This window comes from Kitasatospora sp. MAP12-44 (assembly GCF_029892095.1).
In the GTDB taxonomy this organism is placed as follows: Bacteria; Actinomycetota; Actinomycetes; order Streptomycetales; family Streptomycetaceae; genus Kitasatospora.
The window spans coordinates 8,554,744-8,580,735 of sequence record NZ_JARZAE010000004.1 but is presented as its reverse complement, the minus strand read 5'-3'; the positions used below and the strand labels follow the sequence as shown (position 1 = coordinate 8,580,735).

General features: G+C 69.9%; 17 protein-coding genes and 5 pseudogenes. 9 read left to right on the top strand and 13 right to left on the bottom strand.

Annotation, left to right across the window (positions count from 1 at the left end):
• Positions 1–331: 331 nt before the first annotated feature.
• The 4 genes and pseudogenes from P3T34_RS38535 to P3T34_RS38520 form a co-directional block, all read left to right on the top strand.
• Positions 332–1,008: pseudogene (locus P3T34_RS38535) on the top strand (ISL3 family transposase); the annotation flags it as partial.
• 536 nt (positions 1,009–1,544) lie between these two features.
• A complete protein-coding gene (locus tag P3T34_RS38530; protein ID WP_280664059.1) occupies positions 1,545–3,332 on the top strand; it encodes a reverse transcriptase/maturase family protein in 1,788 nt (595 codons plus the stop codon).
• Between the two features lie 106 nt (positions 3,333–3,438).
• Positions 3,439–4,266: pseudogene (locus P3T34_RS38525) on the top strand (transposase); the annotation flags it as partial.
• Positions 4,267–4,659: 393 nt separating this feature from the next.
• Positions 4,660–4,810: pseudogene (locus P3T34_RS38520) on the top strand (helix-turn-helix domain-containing protein); the annotation flags it as partial.
• 212 nt (positions 4,811–5,022) lie between these two features.
• Here P3T34_RS38520 and P3T34_RS38515 read toward each other — a convergent pair.
• From P3T34_RS38515 to P3T34_RS38495, 5 genes and pseudogenes are all read right to left on the bottom strand, one after another.
• Entirely contained in the window at positions 5,023–6,297 is a 1,275-nt protein-coding gene (locus P3T34_RS38515; protein ID WP_280671313.1) for a glycosyltransferase, read from the bottom strand.
• Positions 6,294–6,992 carry a tetratricopeptide repeat protein gene (locus tag P3T34_RS38510; protein WP_280671311.1) on the bottom strand — a complete coding sequence of 233 codons (699 nt, stop codon included), beginning with the start codon at positions 6,990–6,992 and terminating at the stop codon, positions 6,294–6,296. The genes P3T34_RS38515 and P3T34_RS38510 overlap by 4 nt, the downstream gene beginning before the upstream one ends.
• 161 nt (positions 6,993–7,153) lie before the next feature.
• On the bottom strand, positions 7,154–8,788 hold the full coding sequence (locus tag P3T34_RS40020) for a hypothetical protein (protein ID WP_348534738.1): 1,635 nt from the start codon (positions 8,786–8,788) through the stop codon (positions 7,154–7,156).
• 384 nt (positions 8,789–9,172) lie between these two features.
• Positions 9,173–9,669 (bottom strand): annotated as a pseudogene (locus P3T34_RS38500) (dTDP-4-dehydrorhamnose 3,5-epimerase family protein).
• A 74-nt stretch (positions 9,670–9,743) separates the two neighbouring features.
• Positions 9,744–10,296, bottom strand: a pseudogene (locus tag P3T34_RS38495) (transposase); the annotation flags it as partial.
• A 390-nt stretch (positions 10,297–10,686) separates the two neighbouring features.
• Here P3T34_RS38495 and P3T34_RS38490 point away from each other — a divergent pair.
• Positions 10,687–12,651: a S9 family peptidase gene (locus P3T34_RS38490; protein WP_280671309.1), complete on the top strand. Its 1,965-nt coding sequence runs from the start codon at positions 10,687–10,689 to the stop codon at positions 12,649–12,651.
• Positions 12,652–12,738: 87 nt separating this feature from the next.
• Here the strand turns inward: P3T34_RS38490 and P3T34_RS38485 are convergent, their stop codons facing one another.
• From P3T34_RS38485 to P3T34_RS38465, 5 genes are read right to left on the bottom strand one after another with little or no spacing between them, the layout of a single operon-like run.
• Positions 12,739–13,050: an L-rhamnose mutarotase gene (locus P3T34_RS38485; RefSeq protein WP_280671307.1), complete on the bottom strand. Its 312-nt coding sequence runs from the start codon at positions 13,048–13,050 to the stop codon at positions 12,739–12,741.
• Positions 13,047–14,057, bottom strand: a complete 1,011-nt coding sequence (locus P3T34_RS38480) for an aldo/keto reductase (RefSeq protein WP_280671305.1) — start codon at positions 14,055–14,057, stop codon at positions 13,047–13,049. Before P3T34_RS38480 ends, P3T34_RS38485 begins: the two co-directional genes overlap by 4 nt.
• The gene (locus tag P3T34_RS38475) at positions 14,054–14,818 is read right to left on the bottom strand and encodes an SDR family oxidoreductase (RefSeq protein WP_280671303.1); all 765 of its coding nucleotides are present in this window, start codon (positions 14,816–14,818) and stop codon (positions 14,054–14,056) included. The genes P3T34_RS38480 and P3T34_RS38475 overlap by 4 nt, the downstream gene beginning before the upstream one ends.
• The gene (locus P3T34_RS38470) at positions 14,815–16,170 is read right to left on the bottom strand and encodes an L-fuconate dehydratase (RefSeq protein ID WP_280671297.1); all 1,356 of its coding nucleotides are present in this window, start codon (positions 16,168–16,170) and stop codon (positions 14,815–14,817) included. The genes P3T34_RS38475 and P3T34_RS38470 overlap by 4 nt, the downstream gene beginning before the upstream one ends.
• Positions 16,167–17,018 carry a fumarylacetoacetate hydrolase family protein gene (locus P3T34_RS38465; protein WP_280671295.1) on the bottom strand — a complete coding sequence of 284 codons (852 nt, stop codon included), beginning with the start codon at positions 17,016–17,018 and terminating at the stop codon, positions 16,167–16,169. Before P3T34_RS38465 ends, P3T34_RS38470 begins: the two co-directional genes overlap by 4 nt.
• A 474-nt stretch (positions 17,019–17,492) precedes the next feature.
• Here P3T34_RS38465 and P3T34_RS38460 point away from each other — a divergent pair, with 474 nt between their 5' ends.
• The 4 genes from P3T34_RS38460 (at position 17,493) to P3T34_RS38445 (ending at position 21,921) form a co-directional block, all read left to right on the top strand.
• On the top strand, positions 17,493–18,536 hold the full coding sequence (locus P3T34_RS38460; protein WP_280671293.1) for a sugar ABC transporter substrate-binding protein: 1,044 nt from the start codon (positions 17,493–17,495) through the stop codon (positions 18,534–18,536).
• Between the two features lie 80 nt (positions 18,537–18,616).
• A complete protein-coding gene (locus P3T34_RS38455; RefSeq protein ID WP_280671291.1) occupies positions 18,617–20,179 on the top strand; it encodes a sugar ABC transporter ATP-binding protein in 1,563 nt (520 codons plus the stop codon).
• On the top strand, positions 20,163–21,194 hold the full coding sequence (locus P3T34_RS38450; protein ID WP_280671289.1) for an ABC transporter permease: 1,032 nt from the start codon (positions 20,163–20,165) through the stop codon (positions 21,192–21,194). Before P3T34_RS38455 ends, P3T34_RS38450 begins: the two co-directional genes overlap by 17 nt.
• Before the next feature lie 31 nt (positions 21,195–21,225).
• Entirely contained in the window at positions 21,226–21,921 is a 696-nt protein-coding gene (locus tag P3T34_RS38445) for a FadR/GntR family transcriptional regulator (RefSeq protein ID WP_280671287.1), read from the top strand.
• 170 nt (positions 21,922–22,091) lie between these two features.
• Here P3T34_RS38445 and P3T34_RS38440 read toward each other — a convergent pair whose 3' ends face one another.
• From P3T34_RS38440 to P3T34_RS38430, 3 genes are all read right to left on the bottom strand, one after another.
• Positions 22,092–23,909 (bottom strand): cellulose-binding protein, encoded by a 1,818-nt coding sequence (locus P3T34_RS38440; protein WP_280671285.1) that lies wholly within the window; start codon positions 23,907–23,909, stop codon positions 22,092–22,094.
• A gap of 166 nt (positions 23,910–24,075) precedes the next feature.
• On the bottom strand, positions 24,076–24,747 hold the full coding sequence (locus tag P3T34_RS38435; RefSeq protein ID WP_280671283.1) for a FadR/GntR family transcriptional regulator: 672 nt from the start codon (positions 24,745–24,747) through the stop codon (positions 24,076–24,078).
• A gap of 71 nt (positions 24,748–24,818) precedes the next feature.
• Positions 24,819–25,979 (bottom strand): ROK family protein, encoded by a 1,161-nt coding sequence (locus P3T34_RS38430; protein ID WP_280672660.1) that lies wholly within the window; start codon positions 25,977–25,979, stop codon positions 24,819–24,821.
• Positions 25,980–25,992: the final 13 nt, after the last annotated feature.

The window sequence follows — 25,992 nt, the reverse complement described above, 5'->3', positions numbered from 1 at the left end:
GTGGTGCTGGTCGTGCATCCGGCGCCCCTACCCGGCCCTCCCGGGCCCGCCCCCTCCCCCGCTCCCCTCCTCCGGCCGGTGGCGCCGCAAGGCGGGGCCGCCGGGCCACCGCGCAGCGGCAACCCACCACGCCGTCGGCGCGACAAACGGGCGCTGAGCTGCGCAAACGCCGCTTCCGGCAACACCTCCTGACGCAACCCCGAGTAGCAAGCCCAGCGACAAGCCCGAGTGGGTCTGTACGGTCTTCGGCTCTGTCCCGTAATCGGTGGTAACGAAGGGTGACGACCGTCGTTGGCATGGTGTGCGCGATGTCAATGAGCTTGTGGGTGTGGTGTTTTCGGGACTGTCGGCCCTGGTCATTGAGGACGTGATGGACGAGGCGAGGTCATCCGGGTGTCGGCGCGGACTCGGGACGATCCGGTGCCGTGCCCGGTGTGCGGGCAGCCGACGGGGCGGGTGCATGGCTTCCACGGGCGGGTGGTCGCGGACGTGCCGGTGGACGGACGGCGGGTCGTGGCGTCGGTGCGGCTCCGGAGACTGGCGTGTCCGGTGCTCGGCTGCCCGCGGCAGACCTTCCGCGAGCAGGTTCCCGGCGTCGTGGAGCGCTACCAGCGTCGCACCAACCGTCTGGCCGACCAACTCGGATCCATGGTCAAGGAGTTAGCGGGCCGGGCGGGCGCCCGCCTCTCGCGTGTGCTGGCTTGCGCGATCTCCCGCTCGACCGCTCTGCGCCTTCTCCGCCGCATTCCGACACCGGTCGTGCGGATCCCACGGGTGATCGGGGTCGACGACTTCGCCCTCAAGCGCCGGCACCGCTACGCAACAGTGATCATTGACGCCGAGACCGGAGAGCGGATCGACGTCCTGCCCGACCGCACCGCCCGGACTCTGGTCGCGTGGCTGCGCCAGCACCCCGGGGCCCAGTACGTCTGCCGCGACGGTTCCGGCTCCTACGGTGAGGCGATCCGCCAGGCCCTCCCCGAGGCGGTGCAGGTCAGCGACAGGTGGCAGTGCGCCATGAGGCGCCTTGTCGTATCCCCGATTCAGTCGGGAAGAATTTGGAGGGAGGTTCTTGGGTCCAATGGCTTACCTAATCCGGAAACGGTGAGGGGACCGCAGCATGCCAGGAAAGTGACGACCGGGCCCAGGCATTGGGGACGGGGCGTCGCGGGACCCGCGTGATATGGCGAAAGCTGGATTGCCTGAATTCCAATCCCCAGAAGATTGAAGGTCGAATCCGCCGGAAAGATGCCTGAAACCGGCGCCGCGCCCTGCGACGGCTTGATGCCATGGCCGACGCAACCTCCAGAGCGCGGAGCGATGCCCAGCGAGGGCATTCAAGGGGATGAGTGGAACGCCTAAGTCACGCTGTTACGTACGACAAGGACGAACATGGGATCGCCTAAGGGAGGAGATCTTCCTATGGCGACGGAGGCCCCGTAGTAGTCGCCGGAGTCACGACCGGCCAAGGAGGACGGGAAAGCCGTCCGCACGGGCGAAGGGGGCCAGGTGATCGGGCACCCAAGAATCGGGAGGTATGCGCAATGCAGAGCGCCGAAACGGTGCTGGGTGTCCTCCGTGAACGCGGCAGGCGCGGCCTGCCGTGCGATGAACTATATCGACAGATGTTCAACCCGCAGTTGTATCTGCTGGCCTACGGGCGTCTCTATTCCAACAAGGGAGCGATGACACCCGGGGTCACCGGGGAGACCGTGGACGGCATGTCGCTGGGCAAGATCGAGCACGTCATCGACGCGCTGCGCCACGAGCGCTACCGGTGGAGCCCGGCCAGGAGGGTCTACATCCCCAAAGGGCGGGGCAGCACGAAACTGCGTCCGCTCGGCTTGCCGCCCTGGAGTGACAAGCTCGTCGGCGAAGTGGTCCGTCTGCTTCTTGAGGCGTACTACGAGCCGACGTTCTCCGACTCCTCCCACGGTTTCCGTCCCCGCCGGGGCTGCCACACCGCGTTAAGTGATGTGGTCCATACCTGGACGGGTACGGCCTGGCTTATCGAGGGCGACATCGCCCAGTGCTTCGACCGGCTTGACCATTCGGTCATGCTCCGAATCCTGGGCGAAAGAATCCGCGACAACCGATTCCTACGGCTGGTGCACAACATGCTCAAGGCCGGATACATGGAGGACTGGGTCTGGAACGCCACGCACAGTGGAAGTCCGCAAGGCGGGGTTGTTTCACCGATCCTGTCCAACATCTACCTGCACAAGATGGACGAGTACGTCGAGAAGGTTCTGATCCCGGAATACACCCGGGGAGGAGTCAGGCAGTCGAACCGCGCCTTTCATCGGGTGTGGGCGGCTATGGCACGCGCTCGCAAGCGTGGTGACCGCACCACAGTGCGGGAACTGCGCAAGCAACTCCGCAGCATGCCCAGCATGGATACTCATGATCCCGGCTACCGGCGGCTGCGGTATGTGCGTTATGCCGACGACACCCTGCTCGGGTTCGCCGGACCAAAGGCAGAGGCCGAGGAAATCAAGGAGCGTCTGGCGCAATTCCTGCGTGATGAACTCAGGTTGGAATTGTCGCCGGAAAAGACGCTCATCACTCATGGCCGCACCCAGGCCGCGAGGTTCCTCGGCTACGACATCACCGTGCACCACAACGACCGCAAGATCACCGGCGGACGGCGTTCCGTCAATGGGGTCATCAGATTGCGTGTCCCTCGTTCGGTGGTATCTGCCAAGCAAGCCCAGTACATGGAGCGCGGCAAACCCGCGCGTCGGCCCGAACTGCTGAACCAGGACGATCACGTCATCCTCAGCACCTACGGGTCGGAGTACCGCGGCATCGTCCAGTACTACCTGATGGCCGGCGACGTCTTCCGACTCTCCCGGCTGCAATGGGTCATGGAGACCTCGATGTTGATGACGCTGGCGAACAAGCACCGCTCGTCGGTGTCGAAGATGGCCCGCAAGTACGCGACCACCATCGAGACACCGCACGGGCCGCGCAAGTGCTTCGAGGCCCGCGTCGAACGCATCGGCAGGAAGCCACTGGTCGGACGGTTCGGCGGGATACCGCTGCGACGGGACAAGAAGACGGTCATCAATGACCGTCGGCTGGCCCCGGTCAACACCAAACGCAAGGAGCTGGTCACCCGGCTCCTCGCCGGGCGATGCGAGGCGTGCGGGCGCATCGACGAGGTGGAAGTCCACCACGTCGCCAAGCTCGCCGACCTCGGAAAGCCAGGACCAGACCGGCCCCCGTGGGCAGATCTCATGGCCGCACGGCACCGCAAAACCCTCGTGGTCTGCGGAAGTTGCCACGCAACCATCCACGGAAGGAAGTCCGTCCCAGCACTCACGGAGTAGTCACTGGAGAGCCGGGTGCGGTGACAAGCCGCAAGCCCGGTTCGGGCTGGGGGCCGTGGGAAAAGGGCCTGCTCAGCAGGCACCTCGCCGACGGCCCACCAGTACTCTGTGGAGCAACCTGTGCGGCAAGGTCCTGGCCGAGGTCCGCTCCCATGCCGCCTGCTGGGCCACCGCCGTGAACCCCGCCCGGCCCGGGGGCGTACGCGAACAAACCACCCGCCAGCGCTGGCAACAGGTCCACAACCTGCTCGACCAGGGCGTCGGCCTGCTCGAATGCGCTCGCCGCCTCGATGTCGCACTGAACACCGTCAAGCGATACGCCCGCATGCAGGAGCCCACCGCAGAGCGCCGCGCACCCCGCTACAAGCCCACGCTCGTCGACCCCTACCGCGACCACCTCCGCAGCCGCCGCGCCGCCGACCCGGCCGTCCCTGTCAAGCAACTGTTCCAGGAGATAAAGGAGTTGGGATACACCGGCAGCCTCAACCTGCTCTACCGCCACATCACCCAGGGCCGCGCCGAGGGCAACAAGCCCGTCACCACCCCGCAACGCTTCGCCCGCCTCCTCCTCACCCGCCCCGAGAACCTGCGTGACAAGGACACCGCACTCCTGCGGGAACTCACTGAAACCTGTGCCGAGATGACCGAACTCGCCCGCCTCAGCGCCGAGTTCGCGCAGCTACTGACCCCAGCGGAGGGCAACGACGCCAAGCTCACCGACTGGATCACCACAGTCCGCGCCGCCGACCTGCCCCACCTGCACTCCTTCGCGAACGGCCTCGAACTCGACCGCGCCGCCGTCGACGCCGGACTCACCCTCCCGTACCACAACGGCCGCACCGAGGGCGTCAACACGCGAACCAAGCGGATCATGAGGCAGATGCACGGCCGAGCCGGGTTCCCCCTGCTCCGCCACCGCATCCTCCTCCAGTGATCACTACACAGCGCTACCACCGATTACGGGACAGAGCCGTTGGCTGGACAGACCCACCGCACAGTGATGACGAAAGCTCGCCCACCACTGCGGGCGACCGAACCCGTTCAGCAGCCCGCGGGCCAGTGCGGGTTCGGTGTGCCGTCATCGCTCATGTGCGCCCGCCGCCAGATCTCGTTCCAGCCGTACGGCAACCCCGGCGCGAGCCGGTGGCCGCGCCCGCACGGACACGGCGCCGGCGCCCACGACACCGGCTGCACAGCTCGACCCCTCAGTGCCCGGTCGACTTCGGCTCCAGCGGTCCCTCGTCCCCGCAGGCTGTCGAGCCGCCGCTCAACGAGCAGGAGATCGCCTACCTGCGGAAGTTCGCCGGTACCCGGCGCATGGACCGTCATCGCCCAGCTGGTGCAGGCGGACGAGGACACTGGTGCGCGACGTTATCCACCGCCTCAACGAGATCGGACTCGCCCGCCTGGACCCTCGATGGGCGGGAGGCCGTCCCCGCCTGCTCAGTCCCGACGACGAGGACTTCGTCGTCCAGACCCTCGCCGCGCTCAGGTCGATCGGGCTGCCCGCCCGGACGGCGCCCCGGTCTACGTGATCCTGGACAACCTCCCTCGGGGGCTGGTACCTGCTCAAAGCCTGATCCGCAGGCGTCAAGGACGGGCCAGTTCGGCACTGTCTGACCAATCCCCCGGGCCGACCTGACCTTCCATCAGGTCGGCCCCGGTGGGGCACCTGCCGGCGCCCCGGGCATCAGACCAGCAGGAGACCACCGCACCGTTCGGCGCCGTCCTTCATCGCGACGAGGTTCGCCAGCACGTACGGGATGTTGTTCTTGGAATGCCAGTCGGTCGGGTAGTAGGTGACCAACCGCGAGCTCTGGAAGCGGGCCTGAATCTCCGGCACGAAGGCACGGTACTGGTCGTCCGTGTAGTACCAGAACGAGTTCTCGTTGTAGAAGGCGACATGTGTCGGGTCCTGGTACGCGCCCCGGCCGTCGGAGCTGGGAGTCAGGGTGAGGAGCAGGCCGCCCGGAGCCAGCAGCCGGTACAGCTCGTTGATCAGCGGGACCTTCGCGGGCACGTGCTCCAGAAAGTCCACCGCCCGGAGCAGGCCGACCGAGTCGTCAGGGAGGTCCATGCGACCAGGTAGCGTCGCGACGATGTCGACCCCCTCTCCCGGGTACTGATCCACCCCCAGGTAGCCGGGCGGCTTCCGGTGCGCCGCGCCGAGGTCCAGCGCGAGCAGTCCGCGCCGCTTGGTCCAGGCCAGCGCGTTGGCCTCGATGTACTTGTCGTACAGGGCGACGGTCTCGCGCTGGATGTAGGAATTGACCTCCGTGTCACGCTGGGTGTTGTCGATGTGCATCCGCTGCAGGTACAGGCAGCGGGGAATCCGGTGGAAGTCGCCCTCGTGGAAGAGCCGGCACATCAGGTCCTGGTCGTCCAGCACCGTGCGAGTGGCGTCGTACCCGCCGACCCGCTCGTAGACGTCCCTGCGGAACGCCCGCACGTGGTTGGGGGCGTACCAGATGTACGAGACGTTGTGCGGCGTCGGCGCCATCGAGACGGCCTGCAGAAGCCGGCGTCCATCGACGGTCACCTCCTCGTACTGCCAGCCGTGCGCCTCGTTGAAGCGCGTGTCGTCCCGGCCGCCGTCCTCGGTGATCTGAGCGGTATTGCTGTAGACGAGGACGGCCTTGGGGTTCTCGTCGAATGCCTTTGCCAGCTCCGCCAGGCAGTCCTTCGTCAGCAGGTCGTCGTGGTCGAGCTCGACGAGGATCTCGCCGCGTGCCAGTTCACAGGCCCGGCGCTTGGCCGCGCCGACCCCCCGGATCTCGTCCGCGATCTCCACGCGGACACGGTCGTCGGGGTGCTCCGGCCGCCATCGGGCACCGTTGTTGAGCAGCACGATCCACTCCCAGTCGGAGCGGGTCTGCGCTTGCAGGGTCGAGAGGCACTCGTCCAGGAAGCGCGGTCGGTGACTGGGGGTGAAGACGGAGAACTTCGGTGTCGGGGTCAACGTCATCTGCTGGTACCTGCCTGAGTGGCTGTCGGGGTCGGTGTGGGGGTCTGAGCGGGGATCTGGGTGCGATTCCGGGGCTGGATCGGTGCTGCGCTCGCGGAGTCCCGGAACCTTTCGGGGACGAGCTCCTGGAGCGACGGGTCGGTGCGCACGGCGCGGCCGAAGGCATCCTTGGCTTCGCTGTCCTGGCTCTTCTTCAGCTGGTCCTGCCCGAGCTGCAGGTACGCCGTGGCCGCCTTGGGGTCGGCGGCCACGATGCGCTGCAGGATCGCGATCGCCTGGTCGGTGTCGCTCGACCCGAGCAGGATCGCCTTGTTGTAGAGCGCCGACTCGAAACCCGGGTCGGTCTTCAGGGAGTTGTCGTAAGCCGTGCGCGCGGCAGCCGCGTTGTCGTCGTGCTGGGCGATGACGCCGAGGTTGTACCAGGCGAGTTTGTTGCCCGGGTCCAACGCCAGGACCTGCTGGAAGGTCTTCGTCGCCCCGGCGAAGTCGCTGATCTCCCCCTGCTTGATGCCTGCTTGGAGCAGTGCCCCAACCTTCGAGGCGGTTTCGGCCGCGGCAGCCGCGGCCGCCGCAGGCTTGGCTTTCGTCGTGGACGCGGTCGTGGAGTCCCCTTCGGACAGGTGGACCCAGCCGGTCACCACACCGCTGACCATGGCTGCCGCGGCGAGCCCTGTCCACAGGCGTCTTCGTTTCACGGGGTTACCTCATCAATCTGATAGTGCGACTCAGTCAGCCAACGGGAGGTGAGGACGAGGAACGGCGCGGACGGTGCCCCCGAGAAGGAAGTCGGGGGCACCGCCGTTGGGTGTAGCCATGACGCCGGATAACCGGACTGGGGATCACGCCCCGTCAGGGCCTACTTGGTGCACACCGCGTACACCGTGATCGGGATGATCACGCCGAGCGGAGAGAGCACGTTGGCCTGCCAGCCGGTGGCCGGCGAAGTCGCCGTACCACCGATAGGAGCGTCCTCCTGGACAACGGCTGCCAGCGTGGTTGTGAAACCGCCGCCGACGGCATAAGGCGTGGCAGCGGGGCAGTTCGCTGTGGCTACCGAGTTGAGCAGCCCCACGTTCTGAGCCGTCACCACCACACTCTGGGCGCCAGAGTCTGTGCCCTGGTTGCCCTGGTTGCCCTGGAAGCCCTGGAACCCCTGGTTGCCCTGGGTGCCCTGGTTCCCCTGGGTGCCCTGGTTGCCCTGAGAACCAGCAGTGCCCTGGTTCCCCTGGAACCCCTGGTTACCCTGAGTGCCCTGGTTGCCCTGAGAACCGGCAGTGCCCTGGTTCCCCTGAGTGCCCTGGTTGCCCTGAGAACCAGCAGTGCCCTGGTTCCCCTGGAACCCCTGGTTACCCTGAGTGCCCTGGTTGCCCTGAGAACCAGCAGTGCCCTGGTTCCCCTGGAACCCCTGGTTACCCTGAGTGCCCTGGTTGCCCTGAGAACCGGCAGTGCCCTGGTTCCCCTGAGTGCCCTGGTTGCCCTGAGAACCGGCAGTGCCCTGGTTCCCCTGGAACCCCTGGTTACCCTGGGTGCCCTGGTTGCCCTGAGAACCGGCAGTGCCCTGGTTGCCCTGGAACCCCTGGAACCCCTGGTTGCCCTGGTTGCCCTGAGAACCGGCAGTGCCCTGGTTCCCCTGGAACCCCTGGTTACCCTGGTTGCCCTGAGAACCAGCAGTGCCCTGGTTCCCCTGGAACCCCTGGTTACCCTGAGAACCTTGGTTGCCCTGGTTGCCCTGGAGCCCCTGGTTGCCCTGAGAGCCCTGGTTGCCCTGAGAACCAGCAGTGCCCTGGTTCCCCTGGAACCCCTGGTTACCCTGAGAACCTTGGTTGCCCTGGTTGCCCTGGAGCCCCTGGTTACCCTGAGAGCCCTGGTTGCCCTGAGAACCAGCAGTGCCCTGGTTCCCCTGGAACCCCTGGTTACCCTGGAACCCCTGGTTGCCCTGGTTGCCCTGGTTGCCCTGGAACCCCTGGTTGCCCTGGTTGCCCTTGGACCCATGGTCGCCCTGGGACCCCTGGGTGCCCTGGGACCCCTGGAACCCCTGGAACCCCTGGTTGCCCTGAGAACCGGCAGTGCCCTGGTTCCCCTGGAACCCCTGGTTACCCTGAGAACCGGCAGTGCCCTGGTTCCCCTGGAACCCCTGGTTGCCCTGAGAACCGGCAGTACCCTGGTTCCCCTGGAACCCCTGGTTACCCTGAGAGCCCTGGTTGCCCTGGTTCCCCTGGAGCCCCTGGTTGCCCTGAGAGCCTTGGTTGCCCTGAGAGCCGGCGGTGCCCTGATTACCCTGGAATCCCTGGGTGCCCTGGAACCCCTGGTTGCCCTGAGCACCGGCGTCACCCTGGGCGCCCTGCGCACCATCGTTACCCTGTGGGCCTTGCGGACCCTGGTCGCCCTGCGGACCGCAGAAGTCGTGGCGACCGTGGTGATCGTCGTCGCTCCCGCCATCGCCGTTCCAGTCACCGTTGCCCGACCACGCTGCACACGGCTCACTCCGCATGGCACCATTCGGGCCCGGCAACCCCTGAGCGTGATCGCTACCAGACCTCTCGATCGCGTCGGCCAGGGCTACCGAAGTCGGGCCCAGATTGACGACCATGGCGAGGGCACCCGCCAACGAGATTCTGGTGACGGCATTAATACGGGATCTTCGAAGCGACTGACGCTCCATACTGGAATCCTCCTCAAGGGTTCGAAGCGATCACGCGGATGCGCACGGATTCGTCAGTGCACAGAGGTGATGCCGCGCTGCCCATTTGGGCAATGGTATGTACCCGCACTAAGCGAGTTTCTACCAAACCCGGTCCCTGGAGCCGTAATATCACCCAACCGGTCGCAATCCATCAGGCGTCAACGGCATCCCGCTCCGACCAAACCGTCGGAGTCAGAGAACGACCGACTGGCCGAGTACCCGGCATGCGTCATATGAGGGCAGCAGCCCGGCCGCCACCGCCTCGGCCAGCGAAGGCGCCGCCGCATCCCTGGCAGAGAGCAGTGGGGTGCCGGCCGTCCACTCGATGCCCAACTCGGCATCGAGTGGGTGCACCGCGTGCTCACTGGCCGGGTCGTACGTCGTCGAGCACAGGTAGGTCAGCGTGGCGTCGTCGGTGAGCGCGCAGAAGCCGTGCCCCAGCCCCTCCGGGAGGTAGACGGCTCGACGCTCGACATCGTCCAGCCGGACGCCCTCCCAAGAGCCGAAGGTGGGTGAACCGACCCTCAGATCGACCACCACGTCCAGCACCGCGCCTGGGCGAGTCGCAGTGGGCGGCCCACGGCTTCGGCCAAAGGGTCGAAGCGGTACCACTCGGTGAACAGTCTGCGCTGGTCACCGTGCAGCCTAGGGATGATCTCGCAGGCGCCCGCGATCGTCAGCTCCCGGATTTCCACCGCTCGCCCTCCTCCTCCAGCAGTCCGAGCAGGTACCGGCCATATCCGCTCTTGAGCAACGGCTCCGCCAGGGCCTGCAGTCGTGTGAAGGCGGTTGCCAGGTCGTGGCGCCAGAGCCAGGTGGCGGCGATCCGCAGGTGTAGTCGGCGTGCGCCGCGGGTGACGCGGGCGGCGGCGTGCAGCAGTCGGTAGCGGAGTTTCTTCGGCTCGGCGGTGGCGAATTCGCTGTCCAGGAAGAGCGTTTGGGTCCAGGCGATGAGGTCGACGGCGGCCAGGGACAGCTCCAGCCAGGCTGCGTTGATCTGGAAGCGGCGGGAGGGGGAGCGGCCGAATCCGGTGGTCTTGCCGCAGCGGGCGGATGCGGTCTTCGACGCGGGCGTGCGCGCGGTGGCGGACCTCCAGCAGTTGCAGGGAGCCTTGGCCGCAGGGGGTGTCGGTGAGGATGACCTGGTGGCGCATGCCCTCGTCCAGGTCGAACAGGGAGAGCTGGGCGCCTGGGTGGGGTCGTTCGCGGCGGAGGATGATCCGGGTGCCCCCGGGCAGGTCCGGCAGGTCGACCAGGCCGGTGGGTTCGGCGACCTGGGCGCCTTCGCGCAGGGAGCCGTCCTGTTCGAGGGCGGGATGCCCTCACCCACCGACCCCCCTCCCAAGCAGCCATCACCGAAGTGGTGGACCAGGTCTTCCTCCCCCTGATCGGCCACTACCGTCGTCTTTCGAGCTGACAACTGCGCGCTCCATGAACACCGCCAACCCGCTCCCGCCCGCCGTTCCTGGCGGGGATCCGAGCCCTGACGGCTGGTCACCAGCGTCAAGCTCACTCGGAAAAGGACGACGATCAGGCATGCGGCTCGCCATCCTTCCGCCGGGACGTGTCCAGTGCCGGGCATGGACTGTGGCAGGGCAGTCGGGGCAGGGTCGCGTGCGGCACGATTCTCCGAAATCCGACTGACACAGGCTCGTCAGTGCGACAGGATGTCCGTTTGTCGTACCGGCGAGTGAAAGGCAGTCCGCATGCCGCACCCTGCACCGCGACCGGATCCCGAGTCGACCGACCTGCTCACCGCGGAACTGGTGGTGGACATGGCCACCCCTGTGGCGTCGGCCATCTCGCCGGACGGTCGCCTGGTCGCCTACAGCGTGGTCGCGAACAGCGGAAGGGACGGACGTCCGCACAGCTCCATCTGGGTCGCCGCCGCCGATGGCAGCGCAGCCCCGCGCAGGCTGACCGACGGCACGGCCCACGACGCCGCCCCGAAGTGGGCGCCGGACTCGGCTTTTCTGTTCTTCACCTCCGACCGCGAGGAACGGGGCACCGCTCAACTCCAGCGGATCCTTGCGGACGGCGGCGAGGGCATCGCTGAGGCAGAGTCCCTGACCAGGTGGCGCGGGGGCATCTGCGACTACTCCCCGCTCGCCGACGGCCGCACCGTCGCGCTGCTCGCCGAGGACGAGCCCACCGCGCAGGACGAACGGCGGGAGGCCGAGGGTGACGACGCGAAGGTCTGGGGCCGGCACCTCCCGGTCACCCGGCTGCGCCTGCTCGACCTGGCGACCGGCGCGGCCCGCACCGTGGACGGCCTCGGGGACCGCCATGTCGTGGAGGTGACCCAGCGTCCGGACGGCGGCCCGCTGGCCGTGCTGAGCTGGGCCACCCCCGAGCTCGACCCCGGCGTCACGACGGCAGGACTGCATCTGGTCGCCCCCGGGACGGGAGCCGTCCAGGACCTGGGCCCGGTCGGATTCGAGGCCCACTCCCCGCTCTGGTGGAACCACGACGGTGAATGGCATCTGGCCCACCTGGCAGTGACCCCTGGGCACTTGGTAGGCGCGCTCGCCGTGATCGACACGGTCCCGCCGGCGACCGGCCCGACCGTCGAACAGCGCAATCTCACGGTCGGCATGCCCGCCTGCCCCACCGAACTGGTGCAGGTCGCCGACGGGCCGCCGCTGGCGCTGTTCGCCGACGGGCTGGATACCGCGCTGTACCGGCTCGATCCGCAGTCGCTACGGTTCCACCGATTGTCCTGCGTGCCCGGATCGCTCGCCGGGCTGACCGCGAGTCACTCGGGAGAGACCCTGGCTGTGCTGATGAGCACCGCGCGCGAGCCCAAGAACGTCCACGCTGGACCCACGGGCGGGCCACTGCTCCGGCTCAGTGACACCAGTCCCGAACTGCGCGGGATCCGCTGGGGTGTCCAGGAACGGCTCAGCTACCAGGCGTCCGACGGACTCCAGTTGGACGGCCTGCTGATCCTGCCCGTCGGCCGGACCCGGGACGAGGGTCCATTCCCGCTCGTCACCCTGGTCCACGGCGGCCCTTACTTCCGCCATGCCGACGAGTTCACGCTCAGTGTGGTCGACTGCGGCCAGTGGCTGGCGACCGCCGGATACGCGGTCTTCCTGCCCAATCCCCGGGGCGGGTCGGGCCACGGCCAGGAATTCGCTGCCGTGGTGGCGGGCGCGGTGGGCGGCGACGAGTGGACCGACATCGTCGCCGGGATCGACCTGCTGGTCGCCGAGGGAGTCGCCGATCCCCAACGCCTGGGCATCTCCGGCTGGAGCCACGGCGGTTTCATGGCGGCCTGGGCCATCGGCCAAACCGAACGGTTCAAGGCCGCCATGATGGGCGCCGGCATCAGTGACTGGGGCATGCAGGCCGGGACCGGCGACTGGGGAATCATGGACGCGACGCTCGGCGGCAGCACTGGCTGGAACGGTCCGGGACCGCACCTCCATGACCGGAACAGCCCGATCTCCCACGTCTCCCGGATCCGCACCCCGGTCCTGATCCTGCACGGCGAGCAGGACACCAACGTCCCACTCGGCCAGGCGGTCCACTTCCATCGCGCACTGCGCCACTTCGGCGTCGAGCACGAGTTCGTCGTCTACCCCCGAGAGGGCCACGGGCTTCACGAGCGCGCCCATCAACTCGACGCTCTCCGGCGTATCCGCGCCTGGTACGACCGCTGGCTGTAGGCCCGTACCAGGGTGGGCAATTGAGTCGTGATCAATAGGTAGGGTCGCCCGGGCCTGCGCCCGGGCGGACCGTGGGCCGGAAAACCGTCACAGCTCCCACACCACCGGGAGGCCGGCACCCGCGCCGTCGGTCGAGTAGTCGTGGACGACGTCCAGCAGCTCCGCCATCCGGGCCTGCCAGGCGATGTTGACGGGCAACTGCTCCAACTCGGCGAGCAGGCGGGCGTAGTCCTCGCAGTCGAGCAGGTGGAACAGGTCGGTGCCGCTGCGCCAGATGGTCCACTCACGCACCCCGGCGGCGCGGATGGCGGCGGTGAGCTCGGCCGACACCTCGCGGTGGGCAGCCTCGTACTCGGCGATCCGGTCCGGGCGGACGCGGGTGTGCAGGGTGATCCTCATGACTGTTCCTCCGGTCCGTTCCCGGGGGTCGGCACGTCGGCCGGCAGCAACCCCAACTCCCTCAGCTCCTCCCACAGCACGTCCGGCACCGGGTGCCGGAGCATCGCCGCGGCGTCCTGCGCCTGTCCGGCGCTGCGCAGGCCGACCAGCACGCTCGCCACCGCCGGGTGCCCGAACGGGAACCGCAGCGCGGCCGCCCGCAGCGGGACCCCGTGCCGCTCGCAGACCGCCTTCAGCCGCAGCGCCCGGTCCAGCAGCTCCGCGGGCGCCGCCGCGTAGTCGTAGGTGGCCCCCGGCCCGGGGTCGGCCAGCAGGCCGGAGTTGAAGACCCCGCCCACCACCACGCCCACCCCGCGCTCGGCCGCCGCCGGCAGCAGTTCGGCCAGGCCGCGCTGGTCGAGCAGGCTGTAGCGGCCGGCCAGCAGCACCACGTCGATGTCGGTCTCGCGGACGAAGCGCGCGGGCAGCTCCGCCTGGTTCATCCCGATGCCGATCGCGCCGAGCAGACCCTCGCCGCGCATGCGTTCCAGCTCCGGGTAGGCCTCGGTGAGGGCCCGCTCGGCATGGTCGTCGGGGTCGTGCAGGTAGGCGATGTCGATCCGGTCCAGGTCGAGCCGGTTGAGGCTCTCCTCGATGGAGCGGCGCACCCCGTCGGCGCTGAAGTCCCACCGCCGACGGTGGGTTGCCGGCACGGCGAAGCCGTTGGCGAGATCGTCACCGCCGGCTCCGGGAGCCGGATCCAGGATGCGGCCGACCTTGGTGGAGAGTACGTACTCGCTGCGCGGCCGGCCGCGCAGTGCCTCGCCGAGCCGGTGCTCGGAGAGCCCGAGCCCGTAGTGCGGAGCGGTGTCGAAGTAGCGGATCCCCACCTGCCAAGCGGCGTCCACCGCCTCCTGGGCCTGCGCGTCGCCGACCGGGGTGAACAGGTTCCCGATGGCGGCGGCCCCGAAGGCGAGTTCGGTCACCGCCACGTTGCTGCGGCCGAGCCGGTTGCGACGGAGCGTCATCCCTTCGGCTCCGGCCGCAGGCGCAGGCCGGCCATCCCGCCGTCGACCGCGAGGGCGGTGCCGGTGGTGCTGGCGGCGGCCGGCGAGGCGAGGTAGGCGATGGCGGCCGCGACCTCCTGGGCCGTGACCAGCCGACCCGTAGGCTGACGGCCGTTCAGCGCAACCCGCTCCGCCACCGGGTCGTCGGCCGCGTCGAGCAGCCGGCCGACCCACGGGGTGTCCACCGTGCCGGGGTTGACGCAGTTCACCCGGATCCCCTCCCGCACGTGGTCGGCAGCCATCGCCAGGGTGAGGGAGAGTACCGCGCCCTTGCTGGCCGAGTACAGCGCGCGCTGCGGCAGCCCGGCGGTGGCGGCGATCGAGCAGGTGTTGACGATCGCGGCGTGCGCCGAGCGCCGCAGGTGCGGCAGCGCGGCGCGGGTGGTGCGGACGATGCCCAGCACGTTGACGTCCAGCACCCGGTGCCACTGCTCGTCGGGGTTGTCCTCCACCGTCCCGGCCGCGCCGATGCCGGCGTTGTTGACCAGGATGTCGATGCCGCCCAGGCGCTCGGCCGCGCCCGCCACCGCCTCCCGCACCGAGAGGTCGTCGCTGACGTCGGCGGTGAAGCCGAGCAGCGGCGGGGTGAGGTGGCTCGGGTCGAGGTCGAGCACGGCGACCTGGGCGCCACGCTCGCTGAGCAGCTCGGCGGTGGCCAGCCCGATGCCCGAGGCGCCGCCGGTGACCACTGCCTTGAGACCGTCGAGATCGTGCGTACTCACGCGGTCAGCTCCTTGTCTGCGACATCTGCGACATCGGCGACATCTGCGGCCCAGAAGGCGCCGTGGGGGTACTCGAAGGTGGCGATGGTGGCCGCGTGCAGCTCGGCGGAGAAGCCCGGCAGGGTGGGCGCCCGGTAGCGGCCGTTGTCGATCACCACCGGGTCGAGGAAGTGCTCGTGCAGGTGGTCGACGTACTCGATGACCCGGTCCTGGGTGCTGCCGGTGAGCGCGACGTAGTCGAACATCGAGAGGTGCTGGACGAGTTCGCACAGGCCCACGCCTCCGGCGTGCGGGCAGACCGGGACGCCGAACTTCGCGGCAAGCAGCAGGATGGCGAGGTTCTCGTTGACCCCGGCGACCCGGGCGGAGTCCAGCTGGAGGACGTCGATCGCCTCGGCTTGGAGCAGCTGTTTGAAGACGATGCGGTTCTGTACGTGCTCGCCGGTGGCGACCTTGATCGGCGCGACGCCCGCGCGGATGGTCGCGTGGCCGAGGATGTCGTCGGGGCTGGTGGGCTCCTCGATCCAGTGCGGGTCGAACTCGGCCAGCGCGTTGGTCCACTCGATGGCCTCGGCGACGTTCCACCGCTGGTTGGCGTCGATCGCCATCCGGATGTCCGGGCCGATGGCGGCGCGGGCGGTGCGGCAGCGGCGGACGTCGTCGGCCAGGTCGGCGCCGACCTTCAGCTTGATCTGGGTGTAGCCGTCGGCGATCGCCTGCTTGGCGAGTCGGATCAGCTTCTCGTCGGAGTAGCCCAGCCAGCCCGGCGAGGTGGTGTAGGCGGGGTAGCCGCGCTGCAGCAGTTCGGCGGCCCGCTCGCCCGCGCCCTCCTTGCCGCGGCGCAGCAGTTCCAACGCCTCGTCAGGGGTGAGCGCGTCGGCGATGTAGCGGAAGTCGATCTGGGAGACCAGCCACTGCGGTTCGGCGTCGGCGAGCAGCTGCCAGAGCGGCTTGCCCTCGCGCTTGGCGGCCAGGTCCCAGACGGCGTTGACCACGGCGCCGATCGCCATGTGCATCACGCCCTTCTCAGGGCCGAGCCAGCGCAGCTGGCTGTCGCCGATCAGGTCGCGGTAGACCGCCCCGGGGTCGGCGCAGATCTCGGCGACCGACCGGCCCACCAGGTGGCCGCGCAGCGCCTGGATCGCGGCCACCTGCACGTCGTTGCCGCGGCCGATGGTGAAGGTGAAGCCATGGCCCTCGGCACCGTCGTCCGAGGTGCGCAGGATGAGGTAGGCGGCGGAGTAGTCGGGGTCGGGGTTCATCGCGTCCGACCCGTCCAGCTCCCGGGAGGTGGGGAAGCGGACGTCGTAGGTGTCGATGGCGGTGATCACGGACAACGTGGTGCCTTTCACGCGTTCACGAAGGTCTGGCGCTGGGTGCCGAGGCCGTCGATGGACAGCTCGACGGTGTCGCCCGCGCGCAGGTAGGGGTTGCCGGGCAGGCCCAGGGCCACGCCGGCCGGGGTGCCGGTGTTGATCACGTCGCCCGGGTTGAGCACCATGTACTGGCTGAGGTACCAGACCAGGTGTTCGACGGCGAAGACCATGTGCTTGGTACTGCCGGCTTGGCGGACCTCACCGTTGACACTGAGGCCCAGGCCCAGCGCCTGCGGGTCGCCCACCTCGTCGGCCGTGACCAGCCAGGGGCCGAGCGGGTTGAAGGACTCGCAGGACTTGCCGAGGTCCCACTGGCCGGAGTACTCCAGCTGGAACTCGCGCTCGGAGACGTCGTTGCTGATCGCGTAACCGGCGATCACCGCGTGGGCCGCGGCCGGTTCGGCGAGGTACTGGGCCCGCCGGCCGATGACCACAGCGAGTTCGACCTCCCAGTCCGTCTTGACGGACCCGCGCGGGATCGGCACCTGGTCGTACGGGCCGACCACGGTCGCCGGGTCCTTCAGGAACACCACCGGGCGCTGCGGGATCGCCGCACCGGTTTCCTCGGCGTGGTCGCGGTAGTTGAGGCCGATGCAGACCACCTTGCCCGGTCGGGCCACCGGCGCTGCCACCCGCAGGCCGTCCGGGTGCAGCAGCGGCAGCGTGCCCGCCGCGAGCTCCCGGCGGACCCGCTCGATGCCGCCGCCGGCCAGGAAGGCACCGTCGATCTGCCCGGTCAGCCCCGAGAGCGCATAGGTGCGCCCGTTCTCTGCGAGCACTGCCGGCGTCTCGGCCCCGGGATCGCCGAGTTGCATCAACTTCATGTCCGAATCTCCTCACGCTCCGAAGGCCACCGCCGCCGTCGCCGTCGCCGAACACTTCTGGCGGTGCCTGCCGCGCTGAGCACGTCGTTGTGAACGCCCAGCACTCACGCCGATGGATACATCCGATCTATCTGCGTGCTCCGACCATACGAGCGACTTCGGCACCACCGCAAGGATTCCTCCGATGTCTATCGCGAGCCGCCACCCTACGGCCTGACATCCGATGGCAGGTGAGTGACCAACAGTTCACAGCAACACCGGCCGACACCGCGATGTCACGGTTACGAATCGTCCGAGGTCTCCCCTTGCCAGTCGGATTGCCGACTCGTAAGGTCCTGCCTACCGCGATCCATCCGATGACTCGGGAGGGCTCGCCTCTGCCGGGTATCCGCCCCGGCTGCCCCGACCCCTGCTGCGGACCTCCCCCATCTGCATCACGGCCCAGGCCTTCCCAGCCAAGGAGACCCACCCACCATGAAGTCTCGCTCCGCCAGAATCGCGGCCACCGCCGCCGCCGTCGTCGTACTCGCAGGCTTCGCCACGGGCTGCAACCGCGGCAGCTCGTCCGGCTCGGCGAGCGGGAAGCCGAAGCTCGGCATCGACCTGCCCCGCGCCGACTCCGACTTCTGGAACTCGTACGCGCAGTACATCAAGTCGAACGTCTCGTCCCAGGGCCTCGACACCCTGCCGGTGACCAACTCGCAGAACGACGTCACCAAGCTGGTCGCCAACGTCCAGGTGTTCGAGAACACCGGTGCCAAGGCCGTGGTGATGGCCCCGCAGGACACCGGCGCGATCGCCTCCACGCTGGACACCCTCGCGAGCAAGCACATCCCCGTGATCAGCGTCGACACCCGCCCGGACAAGGGGCAGGTGTACATGGTGGTGCGCGCGGACAACAAGGCGTACGGCACCAAGGCCTGCGAGTTCCTCGGCAAGCAGCTGAACGGCAAGGGCAAGGTCGCCGAACTCCAGGGCGACCTCACCTCGATCAACGGCCGCGACCGCTCCGAGGCCTTCGCCTCCTGCATGAAGAGCGAGTTCCCCGGCATCCAGGTGATCGAGCTGGCCACCAACTGGGACGGCTCGGTCGCCTCCAGCAAGCTGCAGACCACCCTCGCCCAGAACCCGGACCTGAACGGCATCTACATGCAGGCCGGTGGCGTCTTCCTGCAGCCCACCCTCGCGCTGCTCCAGCAGAAGGGCCTGCTCAAGCCGGCCGGCCAGCCCGGCCACATCACCATCGTCTCCAACGACGGCATCCCGCAGGAGTTCGACGCGATCCGCCAGGGCCAGATCGACGCCACCATCAGCCAGCCGGCCGACCTGTACGCCAAGTACGCCCTCTACTACGCCGAGGCCGCCGCCGAGGGCAAGACCTTCCAGCCCGGCCCCACCGACCACGGATCGACCATCGTGGCCATTCCCAACGGGCTGGAGGACCAACTGCCCGCCCCGCTGGTCACCAAGGACAACGTGGACGACAAGTCCCTCTGGGGCAACAACGTCGGCCACTGACCGGCTTCCGCGCCCGGCGGCGGCCGCGCCACCGGTCCGGACGAGCCGCACACGGGCACCACCGCGAAAGGACACCCGCCATGGCGGACCCCAGCCCCGTCGTCGAAGCCGACGGGATCAGCAAGCGCTTCGGCGCCACCGTCGCGCTGCGCGACGCCCGCATCACCGTCTCCCCCGGCGAGTCGCACGCCCTGGTCGGGCGCAACGGCGCGGGCAAATCCACCCTCGTCTCGATCCTGACGGGCCTTCAGCCCGCCGACACCGGCACGCTGCGCTTCAACGGCGAACCGGCCCCGACGCCGGGCGACACCGACGCCTGGCGTTCCAAGGTCGCCTGCGTCTACCAGCGCTCCACCATCATCCCGGCGCTCACCGTCGCCGAGAACCTCTTCCTCAACCGGCAGAGCAGCACCGCGCTGCGTCCGGTCAGCTGGAGCCGCCTGCGGGCCCGCGCCTCCGAGCTGCTCGCCGAGTACGGCGTGGACGTGGACCCCCGGGCCCGCGCCGAGCAACTGACGGTGGAGCAGCGCCAGTTCATCGAGATCGCCCGCGCACTCTCGTTCGGCGCCCGCTTCATCATCCTCGACGAGCCCACCGCCAAGCTCGACGCCCGTGGTATCGAGCGGCTCTTCGCCAAGCTGCGCGAGCTCCAGGAGCAGGGCGTCGCGTTCCTGTTCATCTCGCACCACCTCCAGGAGGTCTACGAGCTTTGCGGCACGGTCACGGTCTACCGCGACGCCCGCCACATCCTCACCGCCCCGGTCGCCGAGCTCGGCCAGCAGGCCCTGGTCGAGGCGATGACCGGCGAGGCCGCACAAGGGACCGAGCCCGCCTGGTCGGTGACGGGCCGTACTGCGGCAGACAGCGAGCCACTCCTGCGGGCCGCAGGACTCAGCCTGGCCGGCGCCTACCAGGATCTCTCGCTGACCGCCCGGGCCGGCGAGGTGGTGGGCCTGGCCGGTTCCGCTGCCAGCGGCAACGTCCAGGTCGGCGAGACCCTGGCCGGCCTGCACCGCCCCAAGGAGGGCACGATCACGGTGGCCGGCCGCCCGGTACGCCCCGGCCGGGTCCCGGCCGCTCTCGCCGCCGGCATCGGCTTCGTGCCGGAGGACCGCCACCTGCAGGGCCTGGTCCCGCAGCGCAGCGTCGCCGAGAACGCCACCCTCACCGTCACCGACCAGCTCGGCCCGTACGGCACCGTGCTGCCCTCGCGCACCCGGGCCTTCGCCGAGCGCATGATCGCCGACCTGGACATCAAGACGCCCGGCCCCGCCACCCCGGTCTCGGACCTGTCCGGCGGCAACCAGCAGAAGGTGGTCATCGCCCGCGCGCTCGCCACCCAGCCGCACGTGCTGGTCGCCATCCGGCCGACCAACGGCGTGGACATCAAGTCCAAGGAGTCCCTGCTCGGCACCATCCGCCAGGTCGCCGACAGCGGGAAGGCCGCACTGATCGTCTCCGACGAACTCGACGACCTGCGGGTCTGCGACCGGGTGCTGGCGATGTTCCACGGCCGGATCGTCGCCGAGTTCGACCACGGATGGCGCGACGAACAACTGGTCACCGCCATGGAGGGGATGGCCGCCGGCCCGACCGGCACGAAGGACGACGACACGAAGGAAGACCATGTCACCCAGCACTGAACTCAGCGGAGCCCCGGCCACCGTGACGCCGGCACCGGCCGGACGCCGGCTCGACCTCGCCCGCTTCCGCGACCTGTCGCTGGTACCCGTCCTGCTGGTGCTGGGCGTCATCGGCTTCGCGGTCTCGCCCGCCTTTCTGACCACCGACAATCTGCTCGGCGTCGGCCAGCAGGCCACCGAGCTGAGCCTGCTGGTGCTGGCCGAGGCGCTGATCCTGATCGCCGGCCGGATGGACCTCTCGCTGGAGTCCACCATCGGCGTCGCCCCGGTGATCGCGATGTGGCTGGTGCTGCCCGACCACGGCGGCCGCTTCAACGGCATCGGCCTCTTCCCGAGCTGGACCGCCATCCCGCTCTGCCTCGCCGTCGGCGCCGTGATCGGCGCGATCAACGGCTTCCTGATCCTCAAACTGCGCCTCAACGGCTTCATCGTCACGCTCGGCGCACTCACCCTGCTGCGCGGCCTCCAGGTCGCCGTCTCCCAGGGCCAGTCGATCGTCAACGTGCCCGCCTCCTTCCGCTACCTCGGCTCCGCCAGCTGGCTCGGCGCACCGGCCGCGATCTGGATCTGCGCCCTGCTCTTCCTGCTCGGCGGCTGCGCACTCGCCTGGCTGCGGCACGGCCGGGCGCTCTACGCGATCGGCGGCAACGCCGAGGCAGCGCGCGCCGCGGGCATCCGGGTGGACCGGATCACCTGGATCGTGCTGATCCTCGGCGGCACGCTCGCCGCCTTCGCCGGCGTCCTCTACACCGGCCACTACGGCTCGATCTCCGCCGACCAGGGCAACGGCTGGATCTTCCAGGTCTTCGCCGCCACCGTGATCGGCGGCGTCAGCCTCAACGGCGGCCGCGGCACCCTCTTCGGAGCCCTCACCGGCGTGCTCACCCTCCAACTGGTCGTCAACGTCATGACCCTGGCGGGCGTGCCGCCGCTGTGGAACCAGTTCCTCAACGGCGCGATCATCATCCTCGCGCTGATCATCTCCCGCTTCGCCTCCGGCGAGAAGCAGGAGTGACGGGCCCTCGGCGCCGGGGAGGCAGTCGGCCATGACGGTCACCGACCAGGCGATCGAACGGATCAAGGAAATGATCGTCAGCGGTGCCCTGCGTCCCGGGGCACGGCTGCCCAACGAGTCCGACCTCTCCGAGCAACTAGGACTGTCCCGCAGTTCACTGCGCGAGGCCGTCCGAGCCCTGACGGCGATGCGGATCCTCGTGGCCAAGCAGGGCGACGGCACCTACGTCTCCGGCCTCGAACCACACCTCCTGCTGGAGGCGATGACCTTCGCCGCCGACGTCTCGCACGGTCACAACGCCCGCCAACTCCTCCAGGTCAGGCGGCTGCTGGAGCCACAGGCCGCCGCCCTCGCGGCCGGCCTGCTGACCGCGGAACAGCTCGCCACCCTGGCGGCCGTCCTCGACCGCAGTGCCGAGGCCGCCGGCATCGAGGAGTTCGTCGAGCTCGACATCGAATTCCACCGCACCATCGCCGACGCCGTCGGCAACCCGGTCCTCTCCACCCTGCTGGGCATCCTCTCCACCCACACCCAGCGCCTGCGCATCATCCGCGGTACGAGCCACACGGCAGCGCGCGAGCGGGCCCACCGCGAGCACCAGGCGATCTGGCGGGCCCTCGCCTCCCGAGACGCGGTGCTCGCGGCCGGCGCCAGCGCGGTGCACGTCGCTGCGGTGGAGGACTGGCTCACCGACGGCGCCGGCCCCCGCGCCGCCGGCCTCGAATGATCCGGCCGGTCAGCCCCAGCGCGCCGAGGGTTCCGTCGATCACCGGGTTGCCCGGCGGCCAGTGGGCGCGAAACCCTTCGAAACATTCGAAGGAAGCACCTCAGGCCGACGGCCCGGCGCGCGCCCCGCTGGTGGGTGGGGTGCTGCCGGGCCGTCGGCCTGACGCGGTGTCACTTGCCGTGGGCGCCCCCGCGGCGGTGTCCGCGCAGCACCAGCACACAGCCGGCGGCGACGGCGATCAGGCCGCCGACGGCGCTGTACAGGACCCCGGCGCCCATCCCGGTGAAGGCCAGGCCGCCGGCCGTGCTGCTCCCGCTCGGCTTGGCGGTCGGCGAGGCGCCCGCGCTCCCCTGGGCGGGCCGGCTGACGGCTCCGCCGGCCTCGGACTGGGCGCGGCTGCCCACCGTGCTGGTGGCGGTGGGAACGGGAGCCGCCGCGGTCGGCGGGGCGGCGGGCGACGGGCTGGCCACGCCGGTCGCCGAGGCGGGCTTGAGCTGGAGGGTGGTGATCGAGTACGGCGGCAGCGTCTGACCGGCCGCTGTGCCCTGCGCCGCCGTGGTCAGGGCGGTGGCGCCCTTGGTGTAGGCGACGGTGGTGACCGCGCCCGGGGCCGGGGTGTATCCGGTGTAGGAGAGCGACACCTGGGCCGCGTTCTGCGGGTCCTTGTTGATCAGCATCACGTTCAGGCCGCCGTTGGCGGTGCGCACCGCGTGCACGGCCACCGACGGGTTCGCCGAGGACGACTTGACCATGGTGTCACCGGGCTGGGCCAGCGCGGTCAGCGAGCGGATGCCCCAGTAGGTGGGGAACGGCGTTTCGGCGGCCGGTTCGCAGGGAGTCCCGCCGGAGCAGGTCCCGGAGGAGAGCACGCCCTCGTCCTGGTAGTCGGTCTCGCCGTTGACGGTGGTCGGCTTGCCCGGCCCATTGTGCAGGTCCCACCAGTCCACGTTGACGGCCCCGTGCTCGAACCAGCTCATGTAGGTGTCCGGCGCGTACAGGGCCGCGGCCTGGCTGGTCTTGGCCGGCGAGAAGTCGCCGTCGGTCTCGGTGACCGCGATCTCCACCGAACCGGCGCGCGGGCCGGCGTACTTGGCGATCAGGGAGCGCAGCGCGGACGTGATGCCGGGGATCCGGTCGGGAGTGTTCAGCAGGTCGGCCGTGCCGGTGCCGCCCGGGTACCAGTGCACGATCACGAAGTCGATCGACTTGCCCGCGATGGAGAGCACCGTGTTGTTCCAGTCAGTGCTGTCGCCGGCGCCCGTCGTCCCGTCCGGGTAGCCGCCCGGGGTGGTGAGCACCGCCCCGATCTTCACCGTCGGGTCCACGGCCTTCATCGCCTGCGCGTAGGCGACCAGGTTGGTGGCGTACTCCTTCGGGCTCTTGTCGGCGTGGGTGTCGTACTCCCAGCCGTTTCCGTTCTGGTAGTGCCCGTTGCCGTAGACCTCGTTGCCGATCTCCCAGTACTTCACGCCGTAGCCCTTGGTGACGTTGGCGTACTTGACCCAGTCGGCGGCCTCCTGGGGCGTGCCGGAGCCGTAGTTGGCGGTGATGATCGGCTGGGCACCGATCGCCTTCGCGTTGGCCATGAAGCTGTCGAAGTCGGTGCCCGGCGCGACCCAGCCGTTCTCGGCGAGCGTGCGGGTCTGCCAGTGGTAGCCGTCCGCGTCCGAGCCGCCCGGGTAGCGCAGCTCCCGGATGCCGGCGTCCTTGATCAGCCAGGACGCCTTGGGGTCGTTCATGTTCGGGTCGTAGACGGCCGTGTTGAGGCCGACACCGGTGCTGGGCACCGTGCCCAGCGAGGTACCGGCGTCGATGGTGACGGCGACGGTCGACACGGCGCTCGCCCCTGGCGCCAGGGCGCCCGCGCCGGCCCCGGCCAGCAGGGTGGCCGCCGCCAACGCCGCGATGCGGCGCAGGGCACGGCCGCGGCGGTGCGTACGGGCCCGGGGCAGGGACTGCGCGGCGGGGGTCGGGTCGTCAGGTGACACGTGTGGCTCCCGATCGGAGTGTGTGGATTCGGCCGGGCGGGGCGCGCTGACTGCGGCCCGCCAATGCCTTTGCACTCCTCAGTGGTCGCCCGACGCCAAAAGGTTGCCGCCCACTCAGATTTTTTTCGCCGCCGCCGCGGGCTCGCGTCGGCGGCCACCCGTGTCCTCAGAGTGCCTTGCGCAGCCACTCCACCACGCCGCCGACGTGCACCGCCGCCCGCGCCTTGGCCGCCTCCACGTCGTGCGCGACCAGCGCGTCGAGCAGCCCGCGGTGCTCGGCCATGGTGCGCTCCACCGCCTGCTCCTGCGTGACGCCCCGCCAGATCCGGGCCCGGGCCGTGCGGTGCGCCAGCGAGTCCAGCAGGGAGGCGAGCACGGCGTTGCCGCCGGCCCGGGCGATCAGGCGGTGGAACTCCAGGTCGTTGGCGACCAGTTCCTCGACCGTCGGGTCCGCCCCAAGGCTGTCGAGCAGCCCGGCCAGCTCGGCCAGCTGCTCCTCGGTCGCCCACTGGGCCGCCAGCCCGGAGGCCGCGGACTCCAGCACCGCCCGCACCTGGAACAGCTCCACCACCGACTCGTCCTGGTGCAGGTCCAGGATGAAGGTGAGCGCCTCCAGCAGCAGCGAGGGCTCCAGGCTGGTCACGTAGGTGCCGTCGCCCTGCCGCACGTCGAGCACGTTGAGCAGCGACAGGGCCTTCACCGCCTCCCGCAGCGAGTTGCGCGAGAGCCCCAGCTGCGCCGCCAGGTCGGGCTCCTTGGGCAGCCGGTCGCCGGGCTTGAGCAGGCCGGAGAGGATCATCGCCTTGATCTTCTCGATCGCCTCGTCCGTCACGGCCACGTCAGTGCCTCCCAGTGATCCGATGTCTGACCGGTCATTATGCACGCCGGGCCGGGACGCCCCCGGGCCGGTCAGGCCAGGGGCAGCCGGGTCGGGTCGGCGATCAGCTGACGGGTCGTCAGCAGGGCCGCGCCGAGCAGCGCGCCGCGCCGCCCCAGCGTCGAGGGGCGCAGGGCTCCGGGCGGCCAGGGCCGGACCGTGACCCGGGCGGCCAGCTCCGCGCGGACCGCCGGCAGCAGCCAGTCGGCGAGCTCGGCATAGGCGCCGCCCAGCACGAGCCCGTCCGGGTCGATCAGGTTCACCGCGGAGGCGAGGGCCAGACCCAGGGCACGGCCCGCCCGGTCCAGCGCGCGCAGCGCCGCCGGGTCCCCCGCGCCCGCCCGCTCGGCCAGTAGGGCGACCGGGTCCTCCGCCCCGGCAAGCCCGGCCTCGCGCAGCACGGCCGCCTCGCCCGCGTACTGCTCCAGGCACCCGCGCGAACCGCAGGGGCAGGGCAGGCCGTCCGGGTGGACGGGGATGTGCCCGAGTTCGCCGGCGAAGCCGCGGGCGCCGCGGAACAGCTGCCCGTCGACGATCAGCGCGGCGCCGATCCCGGCCTCGGCGGAGACGTGCACGAAGGTCTCGGCGCCGTGCTCGCCTTGCCAGTACTCGGCCAGCGCACCGAGGTTGGCCTCGTTCTCCGGCTCGGGCACGGTGTCCGGGTCGGGCCAGTGGTCGGCAGGTCGGACGGCGTGCCAGCCAAGGTTGGGGGCGTGCTCGACCAGGCCCGGCTCCGCGCTCGGCACCACCCCGGGCACGGCCAGCACCCGGCCCTCGACGCGCAGTCCGAGCCCGGCCGCCTCGGCCTGCGCCTCGGCGCCCAGCGCGGCGACCTCCGCCAGCACCTCCCCGACCGGCCGGCCGGCGCTGGCCCGCTCCACCCGCCGCCACACCCGGGGCTCGCCGCGCAGGTCCACGACGCAAGCGCCCAGGTGCGTGACGCCGACCTCCAGTCCGAGACCCGCCGGTCCCCGGTCGCTCACGGCCAGCGCCCGGCCGGGCCGACCGACCCGGCCGCTCGGCGCGGTCTCCGCCTCGGTCAGCGCGCCGCGGCCGATCAGCTCGTCGACCAGCGAGGAGACGGCCGCCCTGGTCAGCCCGGTGAGGCCGGCGACGTCCGCCCGGGAGAGCCGGGCGAGCGGGCCCTGCCCGGCGATCGTGCCGAGCACCACCGCGAGGTTCTGCCGGCGCATGTCCTGCTGCGAG